The 16,737-nt window shown below is 41.0% G+C and carries 18 protein-coding genes; 13 read left to right on the plus strand and 5 right to left on the minus strand.

The window, feature by feature from the left end; translation table 11 throughout:
- Positions 1-21 precede the first annotated feature (21 nt).
- The 4 genes from J2Z37_RS02880 to J2Z37_RS02895 all read left to right on the plus strand — a co-directional run bounded on the left by J2Z37_RS02880 (position 22) and on the right by J2Z37_RS02895 (position 2,129).
- Entirely contained in the window at positions 22-993 is a 972-nt protein-coding gene (locus J2Z37_RS02880) for a VanW family protein (RefSeq protein ID WP_245203498.1), read from the plus strand.
- A 19-nt stretch (positions 994-1,012) separates the two neighbouring features.
- Positions 1,013-1,504 carry a CDP-diacylglycerol--serine O-phosphatidyltransferase gene (gene pssA / locus J2Z37_RS02885; RefSeq protein WP_209808674.1) on the plus strand — a complete coding sequence of 164 codons (492 nt, stop codon included), beginning with the start codon at positions 1,013-1,015 and terminating at the stop codon, positions 1,502-1,504.
- Between the two features lie 20 nt (positions 1,505-1,524).
- A complete protein-coding gene (locus J2Z37_RS02890; RefSeq protein WP_209808676.1) occupies positions 1,525-1,761 on the plus strand; it encodes a group-specific protein in 237 nt (78 codons plus the stop codon).
- Positions 1,762-1,853: 92 nt separating this feature from the next.
- Positions 1,854-2,129, plus strand: coding sequence for a hypothetical protein (locus J2Z37_RS02895; protein WP_209808678.1), 276 nt, complete (start codon positions 1,854-1,856; stop codon positions 2,127-2,129).
- A 187-nt stretch (positions 2,130-2,316) separates the two neighbouring features.
- Here J2Z37_RS02895 and J2Z37_RS02900 read toward each other — a convergent pair whose 3' ends face one another.
- Both J2Z37_RS02900 and J2Z37_RS02905 read right to left on the minus strand, forming a co-directional pair.
- Entirely contained in the window at positions 2,317-2,838 is a 522-nt protein-coding gene (locus J2Z37_RS02900; protein ID WP_209808680.1) for a hypothetical protein, read from the minus strand.
- Positions 2,839-2,946: 108 nt separating this feature from the next.
- On the minus strand, positions 2,947-3,732 hold the full coding sequence (locus tag J2Z37_RS02905) for an undecaprenyl-diphosphate phosphatase (RefSeq protein WP_209808681.1): 786 nt from the start codon (positions 3,730-3,732) through the stop codon (positions 2,947-2,949).
- A gap of 150 nt (positions 3,733-3,882) precedes the next feature.
- Here J2Z37_RS02905 and J2Z37_RS02910 point away from each other — a divergent pair, with 150 nt between their 5' ends.
- Together J2Z37_RS02910 and rnjA are read left to right on the plus strand one after the other, a co-directional pair.
- Entirely contained in the window at positions 3,883-4,494 is a 612-nt protein-coding gene (locus J2Z37_RS02910) for a competence protein ComK (protein WP_245203555.1), read from the plus strand.
- A gap of 135 nt (positions 4,495-4,629) precedes the next feature.
- Entirely contained in the window at positions 4,630-6,294 is a 1,665-nt protein-coding gene (gene rnjA, locus J2Z37_RS02915; protein ID WP_280922141.1) for a ribonuclease J1, read from the plus strand.
- A gap of 119 nt (positions 6,295-6,413) precedes the next feature.
- Here the strand turns inward: rnjA and J2Z37_RS02920 are convergent, their stop codons facing one another.
- Positions 6,414-6,890 (minus strand): CarD family transcriptional regulator, encoded by a 477-nt coding sequence (locus J2Z37_RS02920; protein ID WP_209808684.1) that lies wholly within the window; start codon positions 6,888-6,890, stop codon positions 6,414-6,416.
- 179 nt (positions 6,891-7,069) lie between these two features.
- Between J2Z37_RS02920 and J2Z37_RS02925 the strand changes: the two genes are divergently transcribed.
- Genes J2Z37_RS02925 through J2Z37_RS02935 form a run of 3 tightly spaced genes read left to right on the plus strand, consistent with a single transcriptional unit; the run spans position 7,070 to position 12,470 of the window.
- Positions 7,070-9,451 carry a 3-hydroxyacyl-CoA dehydrogenase/enoyl-CoA hydratase family protein gene (locus J2Z37_RS02925; RefSeq protein ID WP_209808915.1) on the plus strand — a complete coding sequence of 794 codons (2,382 nt, stop codon included), beginning with the start codon at positions 7,070-7,072 and terminating at the stop codon, positions 9,449-9,451.
- A gap of 12 nt (positions 9,452-9,463) precedes the next feature.
- Complete coding sequence (locus tag J2Z37_RS02930) at positions 9,464-10,639, plus strand: acetyl-CoA C-acyltransferase (protein ID WP_209808685.1); 1,176 nt, start codon at positions 9,464-9,466, stop codon at positions 10,637-10,639.
- A gap of 52 nt (positions 10,640-10,691) precedes the next feature.
- Positions 10,692-12,470 (plus strand): acyl-CoA dehydrogenase family protein, encoded by a 1,779-nt coding sequence (locus J2Z37_RS02935; protein ID WP_209808686.1) that lies wholly within the window; start codon positions 10,692-10,694, stop codon positions 12,468-12,470.
- Between the two features lie 25 nt (positions 12,471-12,495).
- Here the strand turns inward: J2Z37_RS02935 and J2Z37_RS02940 are convergent, their stop codons facing one another.
- Together J2Z37_RS02940 and J2Z37_RS02945 are read right to left on the minus strand one after the other, a co-directional pair.
- A complete protein-coding gene (locus J2Z37_RS02940; protein WP_209808687.1) occupies positions 12,496-12,852 on the minus strand; it encodes a response regulator in 357 nt (118 codons plus the stop codon).
- 171 nt (positions 12,853-13,023) lie between these two features.
- On the minus strand, positions 13,024-13,377 hold the full coding sequence (locus J2Z37_RS02945; protein WP_209808688.1) for a heavy-metal-associated domain-containing protein: 354 nt from the start codon (positions 13,375-13,377) through the stop codon (positions 13,024-13,026).
- A 130-nt stretch (positions 13,378-13,507) separates the two neighbouring features.
- Here J2Z37_RS02945 and J2Z37_RS02950 point away from each other — a divergent pair, with 130 nt between their 5' ends.
- The 4 genes from J2Z37_RS02950 to J2Z37_RS02965 all read left to right on the plus strand — a co-directional run bounded on the left by J2Z37_RS02950 (position 13,508) and on the right by J2Z37_RS02965 (position 16,727).
- Positions 13,508-13,927: a hypothetical protein gene (locus tag J2Z37_RS02950; RefSeq protein WP_209808689.1), complete on the plus strand. Its 420-nt coding sequence runs from the start codon at positions 13,508-13,510 to the stop codon at positions 13,925-13,927.
- Positions 13,928-13,966: 39 nt separating this feature from the next.
- Positions 13,967-15,037 carry a hypothetical protein gene (locus J2Z37_RS02955; RefSeq protein WP_209808690.1) on the plus strand — a complete coding sequence of 357 codons (1,071 nt, stop codon included), beginning with the start codon at positions 13,967-13,969 and terminating at the stop codon, positions 15,035-15,037.
- A gap of 87 nt (positions 15,038-15,124) precedes the next feature.
- On the plus strand, positions 15,125-15,559 hold the full coding sequence (locus J2Z37_RS02960; protein ID WP_209808691.1) for a S1 RNA-binding domain-containing protein: 435 nt from the start codon (positions 15,125-15,127) through the stop codon (positions 15,557-15,559).
- A gap of 151 nt (positions 15,560-15,710) precedes the next feature.
- Positions 15,711-16,727, plus strand: coding sequence for a hypothetical protein (locus J2Z37_RS02965; RefSeq protein WP_209808692.1), 1,017 nt, complete (start codon positions 15,711-15,713; stop codon positions 16,725-16,727).
- The last annotated feature ends 10 nt before the right edge of the window (positions 16,728-16,737 follow it).

Genomic DNA, 16,737 nt, shown 5'->3' on the forward strand with positions numbered 1-16,737 from the left:
AAATTAAAGGCGGGGGATGTTATGAAGTCTTTTTTATCATTGGTTATGATTATTTTCCTTTTGTGGGGTGGAAATGCAGGGGCCACTTCAACACTTTCTAATTCTGAAGAATTTTTTGGGGTAAGAGAAAACGCAGGAGAAGCGATCATTTTCCAACACCTAGGTAAAAAATTCACAATTAAAATCAATGAGCTGATCCTTCCTGAATTAGGGGGACCATTTCTTAATCCATCAGCAGTAACCAGATTGGCAGATATTCTTGACAGCCAAGTCTCAGTGAAGGAGCAGGACGCCTATATTGATGAACACGGGAAAGTAGTTGAACATCTGTCAGGGGTTGCGCTTGACCGATTGGCCTTTCAAAAAAAACTACATTCCTTTCTTTTTGAGGAAACAGAACTTGTAGAGACGCTTCCCGTAAAGTTTACACCTCCAAGAGTTACCACTGAACAATTAAAGACAGCTATGGAGAAACAGATTTCGTCTTTTGCAACCTACTATAATTCAGGAAACAAAAATCGCTCGTATAACATAAAATTAGCATCCAATTCCATTAATCACTATGTGTTAAATCCAGGAGAAACCTTTTCCTTTAATCGAGTAGTGGGGAAAAGAACAAGTGAAAGAGGGTACAAAAGGGCGCCTGTCATTGTTCGCGGGGAACTTTCTGAAGGGATTGGTGGAGGGATTTGTCAGGTTTCATCAACTTTGTTTAATGCAGCCGATCGGGCTGGACTCACAATTGTAAAACGGTATTCCCATAGTAAAAGGGTTAGCTACGTTCCTTCTGGCCGTGATGCAACCGTAAGTTGGTATGGACCTGATTTTGTTTTCCGCAATGATTATGATTATCCTATTATGATAAAGTGCTACGCTGGGAATGGACAAAATTTCGTTGCTATTTATTCCAGCCGCAGGCTGGCAGCTGAACTTCGGGAAACACCTGAAGCTCCAAAAAAACTGCCAAAGGAAGTACATGACCGCTCGAACTAGAAATCAGAGGGAGGGCACCATGCTATCCTATTTATTAAAATCAATACCCAATTTGTTTACACTTGGAAATCTGATCTGCGGGGTATTTTCCATCACCTTTTCGATGAATGAATACTTTCGGACAGCTAGTTTACTTCTATTTTTAGCTGCTTTTCTAGACCTGTTTGACGGACGAATTGCCAGAAAGCTAAAAGTGAGTAATCAAATCGGTGTAGAACTGGATTCACTGGCGGATGTGGTAAGCTTTGGCGTTGCTCCAGCGATCCTGTTTCATACCTTATCAGAACCTTCGATGATGACATCTCTTGCTTTTGTTTTATATCCGACGATGGGGGCCTTGCGCCTTGCACGGTTTAATGCCAGTCCGACTGTCGGTTATTTTATTGGTATTCCAATTACTTTTGCTGGACTAGTAATGGCCTTTATGGGGATCTTTTTATATACGAATCCATTCATAACCATTATTCTTGCCATTCTAATGGTCAGTCCATTTCGGATGTTCAAGCTATGACAAAAAAAGGAGAGAAGTAAATGGGAATCTGTATGAAAGACCACACACCAGATGATATTAGGGAGAAATTAGCGGAGATTGAAGAAGATTCATTGTTGAATGACAACACTATCCAAGCTATCAAAGAAAATTTAGAGATAAATAAATGGACCCAGGCCGAGTTAAACGACTTATTCCATTTATTGAAAAAACTGCTGAAAAAATTAACCAGTGAAGAAAGGGTACAGATTGTTGAGGGTCTCTCCAGTTATTGCTAAGGAAGGCATAAAAAATTAGAAGATGAATATAGTGAAGTATGAGGTATCGAAATAGCCTCATACTTTTTTCTGTTTAGCCGTTGGACTTATTTATGTATAATTTATCCACTTTAGTAAAAAATGATCATGAATATCTTTTCCAAGAAAGGATGGTTTATATGGGGCGAATCTCCGTCCTTTCCGTAAAAAGAGAGATTGATCTGAAGGGCGAATATTTTCATCTCATCCTCAATTTAGACGGTCGTTTATCTCGCTGCTTCTTGCGCTCAGATTTGGACCGGAATGAGCTGCTTAAGCGTCTTACCCTAGCATCAGAAATCAAAGATCTGTATACCATTGATGATAAAGCGATATTGTACACAGCATAAAAATTTTGCCAATGTATCGGCGAGAACCTTTTCTTCTCTTCTGTCGATCTCACTTCGAAGGCATGTCCCATGCCTTCTTTGTTATTTTGTTTAAAAAATAAGCATCATTTTAGCCTGAAGGAGGAGGTGGTCTATTCCTCCTCATCAGACGACAAGCAAAATGATAAAGGAAACTGTTCACTTTATCTTAATCCCAAAGTTGAAGGTCCTCTCCAACTTTAAGGTGACCTTTACAACATTTTGGGCAGAGCACCCCATCTCTCAGGGTTTCATCTGAAAGTTTCATTATACGGTCATGACAAAATACACATAGAGGCTGTTCACCGATTAGACTTTTCCAACGTTCCTTAGGGTATTCAAATACTTCTTGAAAAGGAATCGGTAAGTCAACATCATTATTGCCCGCATAAACCTCTTTTTCCTTCTGCTGTAAAATATCGAGCATTTCATAGGTTCTCCTACAGCCATAACAAACGCAACCATAAAAATTGTATGTCAAATTAGTTACCTTTTGCTCTAGAATGGTATTGATAATCACATGATATTCACTTGCTCGACTTGGAAGCATTTTTGAATCTAATTCATGGGAATATGTATACACATAGTTTTCAATCATTTTCTTTACGGAATGATTGGAACCTTGGTTCATCATCAATAATCCGGTATCGTAACCACATTGCCCACAAACAAAATTCATACCAATTCCCATCAAGATCCTCCCTCTGTGCTTGCTCATGCTCTAATTTATTTATTCTACAAAAGTTTCATCTTTCCTATATGAATGTTTCTACATATTGTGACGAATGCCGACATAGAGTTACCAGTTACTCGTCATTTGCAACCCAATAATGATTATTCCAAGTATCCAGACATAGACAGCAAATATTTTTAATGATCCCTCCCTCAGAATTTTTAGCATCCATCTTACGGCGATATAACCTGCTACTGCTGCAGCAAATGTGCCAACTAGCAAAGAAGGCAATCCAATGGAAACCGTTTGTTCTTCAAATAATTTTTGACCTTGTAGGATAACTCCCCCTAAAATAGCAGGTAACGATAATAAAAATGAAAATTTGGCTGCATCTTCTCGTTTGATTCCTCGCCATAAGGAGCCTGCAATGGTTAGTCCCGATCTAGAAATAGCTGGTAGGATGGCTGCACCTTGTAGAGTGCCGATAAAAATGGCATCTTTAAAGGATATGCTATCTAAATCTTTGCCTCTTGATTTTTTTAAATTGTCGGCAAACCATAGAATCAGTCCCGTGGCTAAAAATTCAACGCCAATCGTCTCCCCAGTTCGAGATATATCCTCAAAAAAGTCTTCAAAGGTTAGACCGATAAACGCCGTAGGAATCGTTCCGGTCAAAATCAGCAGCCCTAGACGGCTCCAGGGTTTTTTGATCAAACGGATAACATCATCCCAAAAGACAGCAAGCACAGCCACAAACGTTCCAAAATGCAGCATTGTATCCAAAAATAGCCCCGCTTCCTGTAGACCAAACCATTTTCGGAAAAGTACCAGATGGCCTGTACTGCTGATTGGCAGAAATTCAGTCAATCCTTGTACAATACCAAGAATCCATGATTTTAGTAGTTCTTCCACGGTATACCTCCATAATTGGTTTCTTCCTAGATTTATGATGGGGTGGGGAGGAATATGTCCATTTATAGAAGACAAGACTTGACAAGTCTTTTTCTTTTGTTAAAATATTCCTGTACTGTACTATATACTAGGGGGGATCGCTATTTGAAAATGAATGAAGAATATAAAAAATTGCGAGCAAACGCTAAAGAATTTTTACTCAGCGGTCTTGCAATTGAACCCGTTCTGGTGAAAAATCAAGGGGAAATGACAAAAGTCATTTACGATTCCGAACAGGTGATAATCCCTTTTACAACTCAGCGTTTTGTTAAGGAATTGTGCCATCACTTGTTTATCGACCTGGGGCAGCTCCAATCATGTGTAAAGGTCAAACTTTGCAAGAAACAGCTTTTACCTATCCCTTTATCCTTTCAAATGGTGCTCGTACCGCTTCGCATCAAACAGAGCAATGAAATAAAAACCCGCGGATTTCTCTGGATTGTTCATAGGCAGTTAAAAGATCTTTTTCCTTCATCCCATCATAAAAACAACAGTGTGATCGTTTTACATAATGGGTACCAAATTACCGTCCCTTATACCATTCAATTTGTTCAGCAGCAGTTTCGAGATGCATCACTTCTTGACTATATGTTCCAGGAACTACACTTTACAAGCCCTCGCATGCAGCGCCCCACACTTATCAATGAAAAAGGGCTACGGGATGATTTACACCAACAGCTCATACAAATCGCTGAAGCGATTCGGAATTATCCAACCCCATAATTGGAACTTCAAGCGTTTTTGCTTTTGCTAATTGAATGTGATTAAATCATCTTTAATGTATGTTCACCTTCTTCCGTGGCGGATACTAAATAGAGGAATGAAGAAGGTGACTGTGGATATAAAGGAGTGAAAGTTTTGAAAGATAATCTAAGTCCATTAAGAGTATTTGCCTTAGGTGGTTTAGGCGAAATTGGGAAAAACATGTATGTAGTAGAATACGGGGAAGACATTATTGTCATCGATTCCGGTCTTAAATTTCCGGAAGAAGATATGCTGGGAATTGATTTGGTTATTCCTGATATTTCTTACCTAGTTGAAAATGTGGATAGGGTTAGAGGTATCCTATTGACACATGGTCATGAAGACCATATCGGTGCTTTGCCATTTGTGTTAAAAGAATTAAATGTTCCATTGTATGGAACCAAATTAACCCTCGGGTTGGCCAAGGTGAAACTACAGGAGCATGGGTTGATGAACCGTGTTCAAATTCATGAAATTCAGGATTCTACCGTTCTAAAATTAGGACAATTGAGGGCTAGCTTCTTCCGTGTGAACCATAGTATACCTGATGCGGTAGGGATAGCCATCGAGTCGCCACAAGGCATAATTGTTCATACAGGTGACTTTAAATTTGACTACACGCCTGTCGGGGAAAAGGCAGATATCGCTAAAATGGCAGGGTGGGGAGATAAGGGAGTTCTTTGTCTGCTCTCGGATAGTACAAATAGTGAGCGCCCTGGCCATACATTATCTGAAAGAACGGTCGGGGAAACCATTAAAGAAGTGTTTCATAAATCGGATGGAAGGATTATTTTTGCCACCTTTGCGTCCAATGTATATCGTCTTCAGCAGGTGATTGAAGCAGCCGATTTATATGGCAGAAAAATTGCAGTGATTGGTCGCAGCATGGAAAACGTGTTTAAAATCGGTGCAGAATTAGGTTACTTAAATATTCCTAAAGGAATGCTGATCGAAGTCAATGAAATTGATCGATTCTCTGCGCATCAGGTCGTAATTGTATGTACAGGAAGCCAAGGGGAACCAATGGCTGCCTTGACAAGAATTGCTACCGGCTCCCATCGCACAGTGAAAATTTATCCTGGTGATACGGTCATTATTGCGGCACAACCCATCCCGGGTAATGCACGTTTTGTAGGGAGAACAATCGATCTCTTGATGCGGGCAGGGGCAGATGTGGTGTTTGGTTCCGTATCCGGTTTTCATGTATCAGGACACGGAAGTCAGGAAGAGCTTAAGCTTATGCTAAATTTGTTCCGTCCTAAATACTTTATTCCAATCCATGGGGAATATCGGATGTTGATGATGCATAAAAAATTGGCAGAAGCAACAGGAGTCCCATCAGAAAATATATTTATCTTGGACAATGGGGAGCCGGTTGAATTCCAAAATGGACAAGCATCGAAAGTGGGGAAAGTTCAAGCTGGTATGATCCTGATCGATGGGAAAGGAGTCGGTGACATCGGAAACATTGTTCTACGCGATCGCCGGAAACTGTCTGAGGATGGTTTAATCGTAGTGGTTGTTACGATTAATAAAGAGCAATGGAAGGTTGTCAGTGGCCCTGATCTTGTTACAAGAGGTTTCGTTTACGTCAGGGAATCAGAAGAAATGTTAAACGAGGCAACCAAATTGGTTCAGCAATCTTTACAAAGATTGACAGAGCGCAATGTGAAGGAATGGTCGCAACTAAAATCGAAGGTTATCGATGTGTTGGAACCGTATTTTTATGAAAAAACACAACGTAAACCTATGATCCTCCCGGTAATTATGGAGGTCTAGGCTTATAGAGGAAGCTCGTCCGGTTGGACGAGCTTTTTTTGGTTGAGCAACTAAGGATCAAAAAAATCTGGTATGAGTCCCCCACATCCCCCAAAAGAAGGGCGCCAACAGCCCTTTAATCATGGAATTGCATCCTCTAAAAACTGGATTGCTTGTTCTTGTTTTATGTTTTTAGCGAGTGCAATCTCACTTGTTAAATATAATCTGGCGTCTTCAAGCATTTTCTTTTCACCTGTTGATAATCCCTTTTCTCGGTCACGCTGGGTTAGACTTTTCACAACTTGGGCTAAGCCAAAAATATCCCCGCTTTTAAGCATGTTAGCGTTTTCTCGAAAGCGCTGATTCCAGCTTTTCTCGGTGGGGTCTTCCCCCGATCGTAGGAGGAATTCCAATTGGGATATCGTGTTTTTATCCACAATCTCTCGTAGACCAACCTTTTCTACATGTTCTACAGGCAGCATAACAGTCATGCTGTTTAAAGGAAATTGTACAATGTAGTATTTTTTGCGAACACCAAAAATTTCCTTATCCTGAATATCTTTTATAATTCCAGCGCCGTGCATCGGATAAAAAACCTTTGTACCAATTTGGAACAAAATGACACCCCCACACCATTTTAAGATTCATCTTTATAATATGATGGTAAATTTCAAAATATGACAAAATTTAACTTGAGGGATATATTCTGCATAGAAAGTTTTTCTTATCATGGAAATCGCTTTCTTTTTATACACTTATACTATCTACGATTCATATGGGAGAGGGTACTATGCTAATGCAAAGAAAAATTAGAAAAGCAGCAGTGATTGGTTCCGGAATCATGGGATCAGGAATTGCAGCATACCTTGCAAGCGCAGGCATTCCCACCTTTCTATTAGATATCGTTCCTTCAACTTTATCAGACGATGAAAAAAAACAAGGACTAACACTTGATTCACCAAAGGTGCGTAATAAACTTGCAGTATCTGCTGTGAATGAAATGGTGAAGAAGAAGCCCTGCCCATTTTTTAGTATAGAAGATCAACAATGGATTACTCCAGGAAATATAGAAGATCACCTGCCTAAACTAGCCGAGGTGGATTGGATTATTGAGGCAGTTGCAGAAAATCTGGAAGTGAAAAGAAAACTGTTTTCCAAACTCCAAGCTTGTTGGAAGGTTGGGACTATCGTTAGTACCAATACTTCAGGAATTTCTATTGATGAGATGGCAGAGGAATGTTCTACCGAATTTAAGCGTCACTTTTTGGGTACCCATTTTTTTAACCCACCAAGATATATGAAGCTCCTCGAAATTATTCCGGGAGAAAAAACCGATCCCCAGATCGTGTCCTTTTTACAGGAATTTGCGACAAAGAGACTAGGAAAAGGTGTTGTTCTTGCCAAGGATACTCCTAATTTTATTGCTAATCGGATAGGGGTGTATGGCCTTCTTATTACCATGCAGGAAATGTTAAAAAGAAAGATGACAATTGAAGAAGTAGATGAGTTAACGGGGCCTATCATTGGGCGTCCGAAGAGTGCAACGTTTCGCACGTTAGATATGGTCGGGCTTGATACCTTTGCTAGTGTGGCGGCCAATGTGAAGGGGAAATTGAGCGATCCAATGGAAAAGAAAACCTTCGATCTTCCTGACTTTTTGCAGGAGATGTGTGCAAAACAGCTTCTTGGCACGAAGACAGGAAAAGGGTTTTACATGAAAGATCGGAAGAGCAAACAAATCTACACGCTAGATTATCAAACCTTGCAATACAGGGAAAGAAAGAAACCGTTTTTCTCCACAATGACTCAAGGGAAAAATTTGAAAGAACGTCTTCAATCCCTAATGAACTCTTCAAATGATGCAGACCAATTTCTCTGGCAAACCATAAAGAGAACTTTGCTATATTCGGCAAACTGCATCCCTGAGATCGCTGATGACATTGTTGCTGTTGATCAGGCGATGAAGTGGGGGTTCAACTGGGAACTGGGACCGTTTGAAATGTGGGATAGCATCGGAGTTGAGCAATCTGTCGCGAAAATGAAAGAAGAGGGTGAGAGAATTCCCAAGCTCGTCTCACTTCTATTGGAAAGCGGGAAAACCTCTTTTTATGAAGACAAACAAAATGTATATTTCTCAATATCCGGGAAGTATCTTCCTGCTCAGCAGACCGGAGAGAGGATCAATCTGCAGAAACTGAAGTCTGATCAGAAGGTTATTAAAAGTAACAGTGGGGCAACTTTACTTGATCTAGGGGACGATGTTGCCTGTGTAGAACTGCATTCACCGCATGATGCCATTGGTCCTGATATTATCCGGATGATGAATCTGGCTCTTGATGAAGTATCGCGGAATTATCAGGGATTGGTCATCGCCAGTGAGAGCCGTAATTTCTGTGTGGGTGCGAATCTGATGATGATATTAATGGAAGCGCAAGACGAAAATTGGGCGCAAATTGAGCAATTGGTTGGCGCTTTTCAAGGCTTGTCGACGGCCATGAAATATTATGAAAAACCAATTGTTGCTGCCCCCTTTGGTATGACTCTGGGTGGGGGAACGGAAATTTGTCTGCCGGCTAGCAGAATCCAAGCGTCCGCGGAAAGTTATATGGGATTAGTAGAAGTAGGTGCAGGTTTAATACCCGCTGGAGGAGGATGCAAAGAGCTGCTTTTACGCCATATTGAAGAAGTAGATAAGGATGGCAAGATTGATCTGCAGCCTTTCGTACAAAGAACTTTCGAAACCATTGCCTTAGCCAAAGTGTCAACAAGTGCGAAAGATGCTGTCAATATGGGATACCTCAGAACATGTGATGGAATATCCATGAATCGCGATTTTCAAATCTATCAGGCCAAACAGGCGGTGCTTGCAATGCTGCAGGCAGGCTATCAACCACGACAGGCCAAAAAAATACGTGTTGTCGGGGAGCCTGGATTGGCTGCTTTAAAACTTGGGATTTATCAAATGAAGTGTAGTGGCTATATTAGTGAACATGATGAGAAAATTGCTAAAAAGCTCGCGCATGTATTATGTGGAGGAGACATTCAAGCGAACTCTTATGTAACGGAGAGTTATTTATTAGATTTGGAACGAGAGGCATTCCTAAGTCTTTGCGGTGAACCAAAAACAAGACAAAGAATGCAGCATTTGCTTGTACAAGGGAAACCGCTTCGAAACTAGGGGGGAAACAAGTTGAAGGAAGCAGTCATTGTTTCAGGAGTCAGGACAGCTGTAGGGAAATCTGCAAAGGGCTCCTTATGCCATGTTCGCCCCGAAGACTTAGGGGGCCTGGTGGTAAAGGAAAGTATAAAGCGGGTGAAAGGGTTAAGTGCAGGACAAATTGATGATGTGATCATTGGCTGTGCTATGCCAGAAGGGGAGCAGGGCCTTAACTTGGGGCGGATCGTTGCGATTCGAGCAGGACTCCCGGCAACTGTGCCAGGCTTGGTTGTCAATCGGTTCTGTGCCTCAGGATTACAAGCTATTGCTTTCGCAGCAGAAAGGATTATCTGCGGTTCCGCCAAGGTGATTGTTGCTGGGGGAGTGGAAAGCATGAGTCATGTTCCAATGACAGGCTACAAACCGTTACCTAACCCGTATTTGGTGGAACATTATCCGCAGATATATTGCAGTATGGGGCACACGGCTGAGCAGGTTGCAAGGAAATACGGAATATCGAGGGAGGAACAGGATTTCTTTGCCGCTGCCAGCCATCAAAAAGCCGCACGGGCAATTCAAAGAGGAAATTTTAAAAATGAAATTGTTCCTGTAGAGGTAGTCCACAAATCCGTTGGGGACAATGGGAAGCTAGAGATAATTAAAACCATCTTCGATACAGATGAGGGAATAAGGGCAAATACAACACCCGAAATATTAGCCAAATTAAAACCAGCTTTTCATCTAAACGGAACTGTAACCGCTGGGAATGCTTCACAAACGAGTGATGGAGCTGCTGCTGTCGTTGTCATGTCAAAGGAAAAGGCCGATCAGATGGGTTTGCATGCAATGGCAGTGTTTCGTTCCTTTGCTGTAACGGGTGTTGATCCGGAGTTGATGGGGTTAGGGCCTGTAACAGCAATTCCCCGAGCACTTCAATTGGCTGGGATTGAAAAGAATCAAGTGGATCTGTTTGAGATCAACGAAGCCTTTGCTTCCCAATGTAAGTCGGTTATTGATCAGCTTGAATTGGATAATGAGAAGGTAAATGTCAATGGCGGGGCCATTGCTTTAGGCCATCCTCTAGGTTGTACAGGAGCGAAATTAACTGTTTCCATGTTGTATGAAGCAAGAAGGCGAAACAGCCGATATGGAATCGTGTCGATGTGTGTCGGTGGGGGAATGGGAGCCGCAGCAGTATTGGAGTTCTAACGAAAGGAGGATTCGGCGCAGTAAACAAACCCACTAAAGAAGGAGGATGAATATGAGGCTGAAAAATGAACGAATTCGTGGGGGAAGCTTTTTGTTGTCTTCTGTCAGCCTAGATCATCTCTTTATTCCCGAAGATTTGACTGATGAACATCGCATGATAGGGAGGATGACGTCAGATTTTATCGAGGGAGAAGTGGTTCCAAACGATCAGGAAATTGAGAGACAACATTTTGAAGTCACAGTTGAATTATTGAGGCAAGCAGGAGAATTGGGATTGCTTGGCGCAGATGTTCCTGAGCGATATGGCGGGGCTGGGCTCGATAAGATCAGTTCGGCAGTGATTACCGAGTCCATGGTCAGGGGATCGTCTTTTGCGCTAACACTGGGTGCTCATGTAGGGATCGGGACCTTGCCCATCGTATTATTCGGAACAGAAGATCAGAAGCAAAAATACCTACCATATCTAGCCACTGGCAAAAAATTTGCAGCCTATTGTCTTACAGAACCGTCCTCCGGCTCAGACGCACTAGGGGCAAAAACGGTAGCTGAATTAAATGAGGCGGGCACCCATTATATCCTAAATGGAAGCAAGCAGTATATTACAAATGCAGGATTTGCTGATGTGTTTATTGTCTATGCCAAGGTTAAAGGAGAAAAATTTACGGCTTTCATCGTCGAACGGGAATTTCCGGGCCTTGACACAGGTCCTGAAGAGAAAAAGATGGGAATTAAAGGTTCTTCCACAAGGCCTTTAATCTTGGAAAATTGCATGGTACCTGTGGAGAATGTACTGGGTGAGGTAGGCAATGGTCACGTAATTGCTTTTAATATTCTCAATATTGGACGCTATAAGCTTGCGATAGGATGTGTAGGAACGAGTAAGTGGGTAATTGAGCTATCTGCCAAATACGCTAAGGAACGTAAACAGTTCGGAAAATCAATTGCTGATTTCCCTTTAATTCAAAAAAAACTGGCTGAAATGGCTGTGCTCACCTTCGCTACAGAAAGTATGGTCTATCGAACGGCGGGATTAATGGAAGAAGCTTTGGCATCTATTAATCAGAGCAACCAAGATTTTGGCAAACAGATTGCTGAGGCCATTGAAGAATATGCTTTGGAATGTTCGATTAACAAGGTTTTTGCCTCCGAAGCATTAGATTTCATTTCCGATGAAGGCGTTCAAATCCACGGGGGTTACGGGTATATCCAAGACTACAAAATTGAACGGATTTATCGTGATTCTAGGGTGAATCGTATTTTTGAAGGAACGAATGAAATTAATCGATTGCTAATTCCTGCTACTCTTATTAAGCGTGCGATGAAAGGGAAATTACCCTTAATGGCAGCCGTTCAGGGATTGCAAAAGGAATTGGTTGCATATATGCCATCATTATTAGAATATGATGGTCCCCTTGCTAAAGAAGAAGCCATGGTGGATGCCGCTAAGAAGATTTTTCTTTTAATTAGTGGAACTGCACTCGTAAAGCATCAGCAGGGTTTGGAGGATGAACAAGAGCTTTTGGAGTCCATTGCCAATACAATCATTACCATTTTTGCAATGGAAAGTTGTCTGTTGCGAACGAAAAAATGTTTGGAGAGGAATGACCCAACGAGGCTTAAAGAGGAGATGACGCAGGTATTTATTTATGATGCGTTCCACCAACTTGAACAGACGGCAAGAACAGCATTAGCTTCCTTGGAGGAAGGAGACCGTCTGCAAACCCAGTTATCTATACTGAAAAAGTTGACCCGGTTTACACCTTGTAATACCGTTCAACTGAAGCGAAGCATTGCACGGAAAATTTTGGAGACAGAAAAATATTTAGCTTAAAAAGGGGTACTGGTTGTACCCCTTTTTATTGGATTCGCTTCATCGCTTCCACGACTCGATCAGGTTGGAAGGGCTTAACGATAAAGTCTTTTGCCCCTTTTTTAATTGCGTCTAATACCATGTTTTGATGGCCCATGGCTGAACACATAATAATTTTTGCATTCGGATCATAAGCAATGATCTGTTCCACTGCATCGATTCCGTTCATATCTGGCATGGTAATGTCCATGGTGACAATATCAGGGGAGAGTGTTTTGTATTTTAGTACAGCCTCTTCACCAGTTCCAGCTTCACCAACAATGGTAAACCCATTTTCCTCCAGTATCTTCTTTAACATGGTTCGCATGAATAGTGCATCATCCACAACGAGAACTTTTGACATATGAAAGCCTCCTTCATCTGTCGCCTCTGAGCTAAGCAGAAGATCATCTTTATTCTCAGAAGCAATTTACTTGTCTTTTAGGGCTTCATATTCCCTAAAGTTATAATATCAAGAGTTGGACAAACAATGAAGGAAAATTTCTAGGAGAATAGGCTTTAATAGAAGCTTTTCTTATTTCTTAACCGGTTTGAAATTATCGGGTGTGAAGCCATGTGCGTCGAGGGATTTCACAATCCATTCCGGCCTCATTGTCTCTTCATCTAGGGTAATTGTCACCTGATCTGAAGTAGGGTCAATCGAAACCTCATAGATCCCTACGATATGATCAAGAATTTCTTGTACGCGCTCTTTTTCTTCCTCGGTTGTCATTCCTAGATTGGTGAATGTATAGGTTGCTTCACTTGGCGAACTTTCTACAGTTCCAACAATAAATTGGGGCAGGAAAATTCCAACAGCAGCAGCAAAAAGTAAACCTGTGATGAACAATCCTTTTCTTTTCATTTCTTTTTCCTCCAATTTTAACATGATTTACCATAGTATTGGATGAAAGAAGTGGATCTATGCTTTGGCCCTAAAAAAGAACTAATTTTATATGAAAATCATGTATAATATGGATAAGTGAAGAAGTAGGGAGAACGTAATAAGGGGGAGAAACGTGTTCGGTTTTCGAAAAAAGAATCAATCATACCATCTTCTCATCCTAAAGCTAGAGAAGGATGCAAATGAGGGAAAAGCCTTCTATCAGGTTTATTTTCCTGCAGAAGCTGCAGGGGACTTTGTCCCGTTAATGCTTCGTTTGCAGCGGTCAAAATTGAATACAAAAGAAATTCTTGGTGAACTAGCTGGGTTTACCATTTTAACGCAAATTGAGGATTTGCAGAAAATAACGGTGCTCGATCATGTCCAGCCGGAAGCGGAACCGATTAGTTACCATGATTTTGCCAATGTGTTGCTTAATCGATTAAATAATTTATTGAGTGAAGAAGAGAGCCCAGAGGATGAATTAGCAGACTTTCATGAGGATCTCGTTTTTTTTATTGGGGAGTTAACATTGGCCAAGGATGGCAGCTTTTGATTGATAGAGAGAAAAGGAATAGGTTTTAGGGGGTAGAGGATGTTAAAAAGTCTTTTCAAAAAGGTGTTCTCATCACCAGCAAAGTCCGAAGAAGAAGGGGGAGTTACGGCGACTTTAGAGGACTTGACCAGTGAGAAGGATTGTGCCCAAGTTACACTTAAAAAAGATTGGATTGAAAGTTTAGATGTAAAAGAAATAGAAGCAGCGATAGAAAAACTTGAGGAAAAGGGAGTACATCGCACGCTTCCCAAGATAAGAATTCGCTTAGAGCCGGATATTCATGAGCAGGAACATTTGATTTCAGTAAGGAACTACCTGGATTATTGTGAACAAGAAGTCGTTGATTTAACGCTTTTCATAGACAAGACTGATGAAATAACCATGGAAATATATAGAAATTACTTGCTGCCTGAATCAATAGATCATCGGGATGCCTTTGTTCGTGAAAGGTGTTTGATGATCTATGAGGCATGTGTGGATCGGGAACTAGATCCGCGTGAGGAGATGGAAAAGTACCTTTTCTCATTGAATTTTCCATATGATGAGCAATTCTTTGTTCAATTTGAGGCATGGAGATCACAGATTCTAACGATGCATCAAGCGGAAGGAGAAAATCAAAGTTTTGAATCTCACGTAGATTTACCACAGTCAGGAAGATGCGATTCTTCTCCAACCATGATTGAGATTTCAAAAGAGGAAATAGAAAATGAAAATATTGCCCAATTGGAACAATATTTAAAAAGGGCATTAGAAACGCCAGAAAAGGCAAAAAGTCAAAAAGGTGATCTTCTTTTCTCTTTTTATGGCTATGCCAAAGATGAAGACCTTGTAAAGTTAATGAATCGTAAGGAAATCAAGGAGTGGGCCAGTTTGTTGTTGGAGAAACACCCGTACATTGTTTATTTCCTTAACGATGAGGAATACCCGATGACACGTTTCTTAACTTCTTTAGTGGTGACTACAGAAGAAGAAGATCATGCCATTTATTACAATGAAATGGAATTGTCCGATTTTAGAAGCTTTGTTTCCAATGCCTTGGTTGAACTGGCACAATGGTTAGGAGAGGACCTGGAAGAAGTTCAGCAAAAATTTAATAAAAACTTCGAATAGGGCACATTTTATCGTTTCGGGGCATATAGTATTAATAATACTGGGCCTCTACCCTCACCGGAGGCAAGGGGCAGAGGGAGCGATTTTATGGCCAAAGATATTACTATTGGTGAGATTCTAGAAGGAAAAGTAACAGCTATAAAGGAATATGGTGCATTTGTAGGGCTTGTTTCAAATCGCTCGGGACTTGTTCACATTTCACAAATTGCTAGTGAATATGTCAAACAAGTAGAAGATTATTTATCAGTTGGAGATACGGTCCAAGTTAAAGTTATTGATATATCCGACGACGGGAAAATTTCTTTGTCAATTAAACAAGTCGCTCCACTGCAACGAAAAGATGGAAAAACACCAGATCCCAGTCCACGAAAAAGATCAACTGATTTTTCTAGGGGGCCATCCATACAAGGAAAAAAACAGCCAGAGGACAAAATGAATTCCCTTGAAGAGAAACTCAAGAAGTGGCTAAAGACAAGTGAAGAGCGAATCCAAGATTTGCAATCAAAACAAAAGAGGAAATAGGGCTAGAAACGGGGTCAGACCCCGCTAGGCCTTTTTTTTTGCGCTAATAAACAAGAAATTTCCCTCCTATTGTCTAAGCCTTGTAATTCCCGCTCCTGTATTTGTCTCCCAAATGAGGTAAAATAAAAGAAAACGACCTAGGAGTGAGCATATGCAAGGTGCTTTATCCGCCTCCACCGTAGGAAACATCTTGGCAAGAGATCTTTATCATGATTTATATAAAGATATAGCTGAGGAAAATAATCGTTATTTTTCACGTAGAAACTCCAATGGTGAAGTGGAGCTCATTATTGCTTTTGATGATATTGATGACTTTAGCAACTCCACGCACTCTAATGTAATGATTGATTTTCAAAGCTATAAAGATCGTTTTTTCCTCACCGTTTGGACGCAAACAGATCCAACGAAACCGCTTGGCTTTCCCATCAAGTTTCAACTTACTGAGGATGCGGATGTAGAGAAACTTGAGCAAATCTTTAACCAAGATAAAATCTGGATTCATTATCTGGCAACGGAAAATGAGGAACTCATTCATGTCTTCTCAGAAGCCTATGACCTTCCCGAGGGAGAATGGGAACAATCAAAAAAACTCTTCATCCAGGCGCTATCCCAAAAAGACCAACCACACACCGAGTCAGAAATTATTCCGTTTCAAATAAAAGAGGCGGATCACCTGCACGATTCCGATTTAACACAAGAGGGTATTGGATATTTACTTGATTTTTCATCTCTGATTCAAAAATGGGGGGAGGAAGAAGCAAAGGTAAAATTAATGGAAAGTCTTCTACAGGCGATGCAGATGATTCAAAGGCACCCGAGAGAAGAGGTAAGACAATCCCGATTGTTAATTTGGGTTGCAGAACGGGCAGAAACTACCAATGAGGAGAAGGAATCCAGATTGATTTCACTCTTTGTGACCCCTAACCTTCAGCAATGGCTTGATATTGTAAGTGAAATGCAAGAATTTGAAAACCCGTTGAGCACCGTCCTCTTAGCTTTTCCTGAATTTTTAATGACGCTGGAAGATAATCCTTTAAAGCATGGGGCATTCCCACTGATCCTATATGAACAAGGAAGTTTTTACCATCTTGAACTAGACGAAGATGTTCAGGACCGTTTGGAAAAGTTGTATTCCTTTGGAGGGAGAAATCCGTATCATACAAAGTAAAAAAGGGGAA

This window comes from Ammoniphilus resinae, from assembly GCF_017873965.1.
Taxonomy (GTDB): Bacteria; Bacillota; Bacilli; order Aneurinibacillales; family RAOX-1; genus Ammoniphilus_A; species Ammoniphilus_A resinae.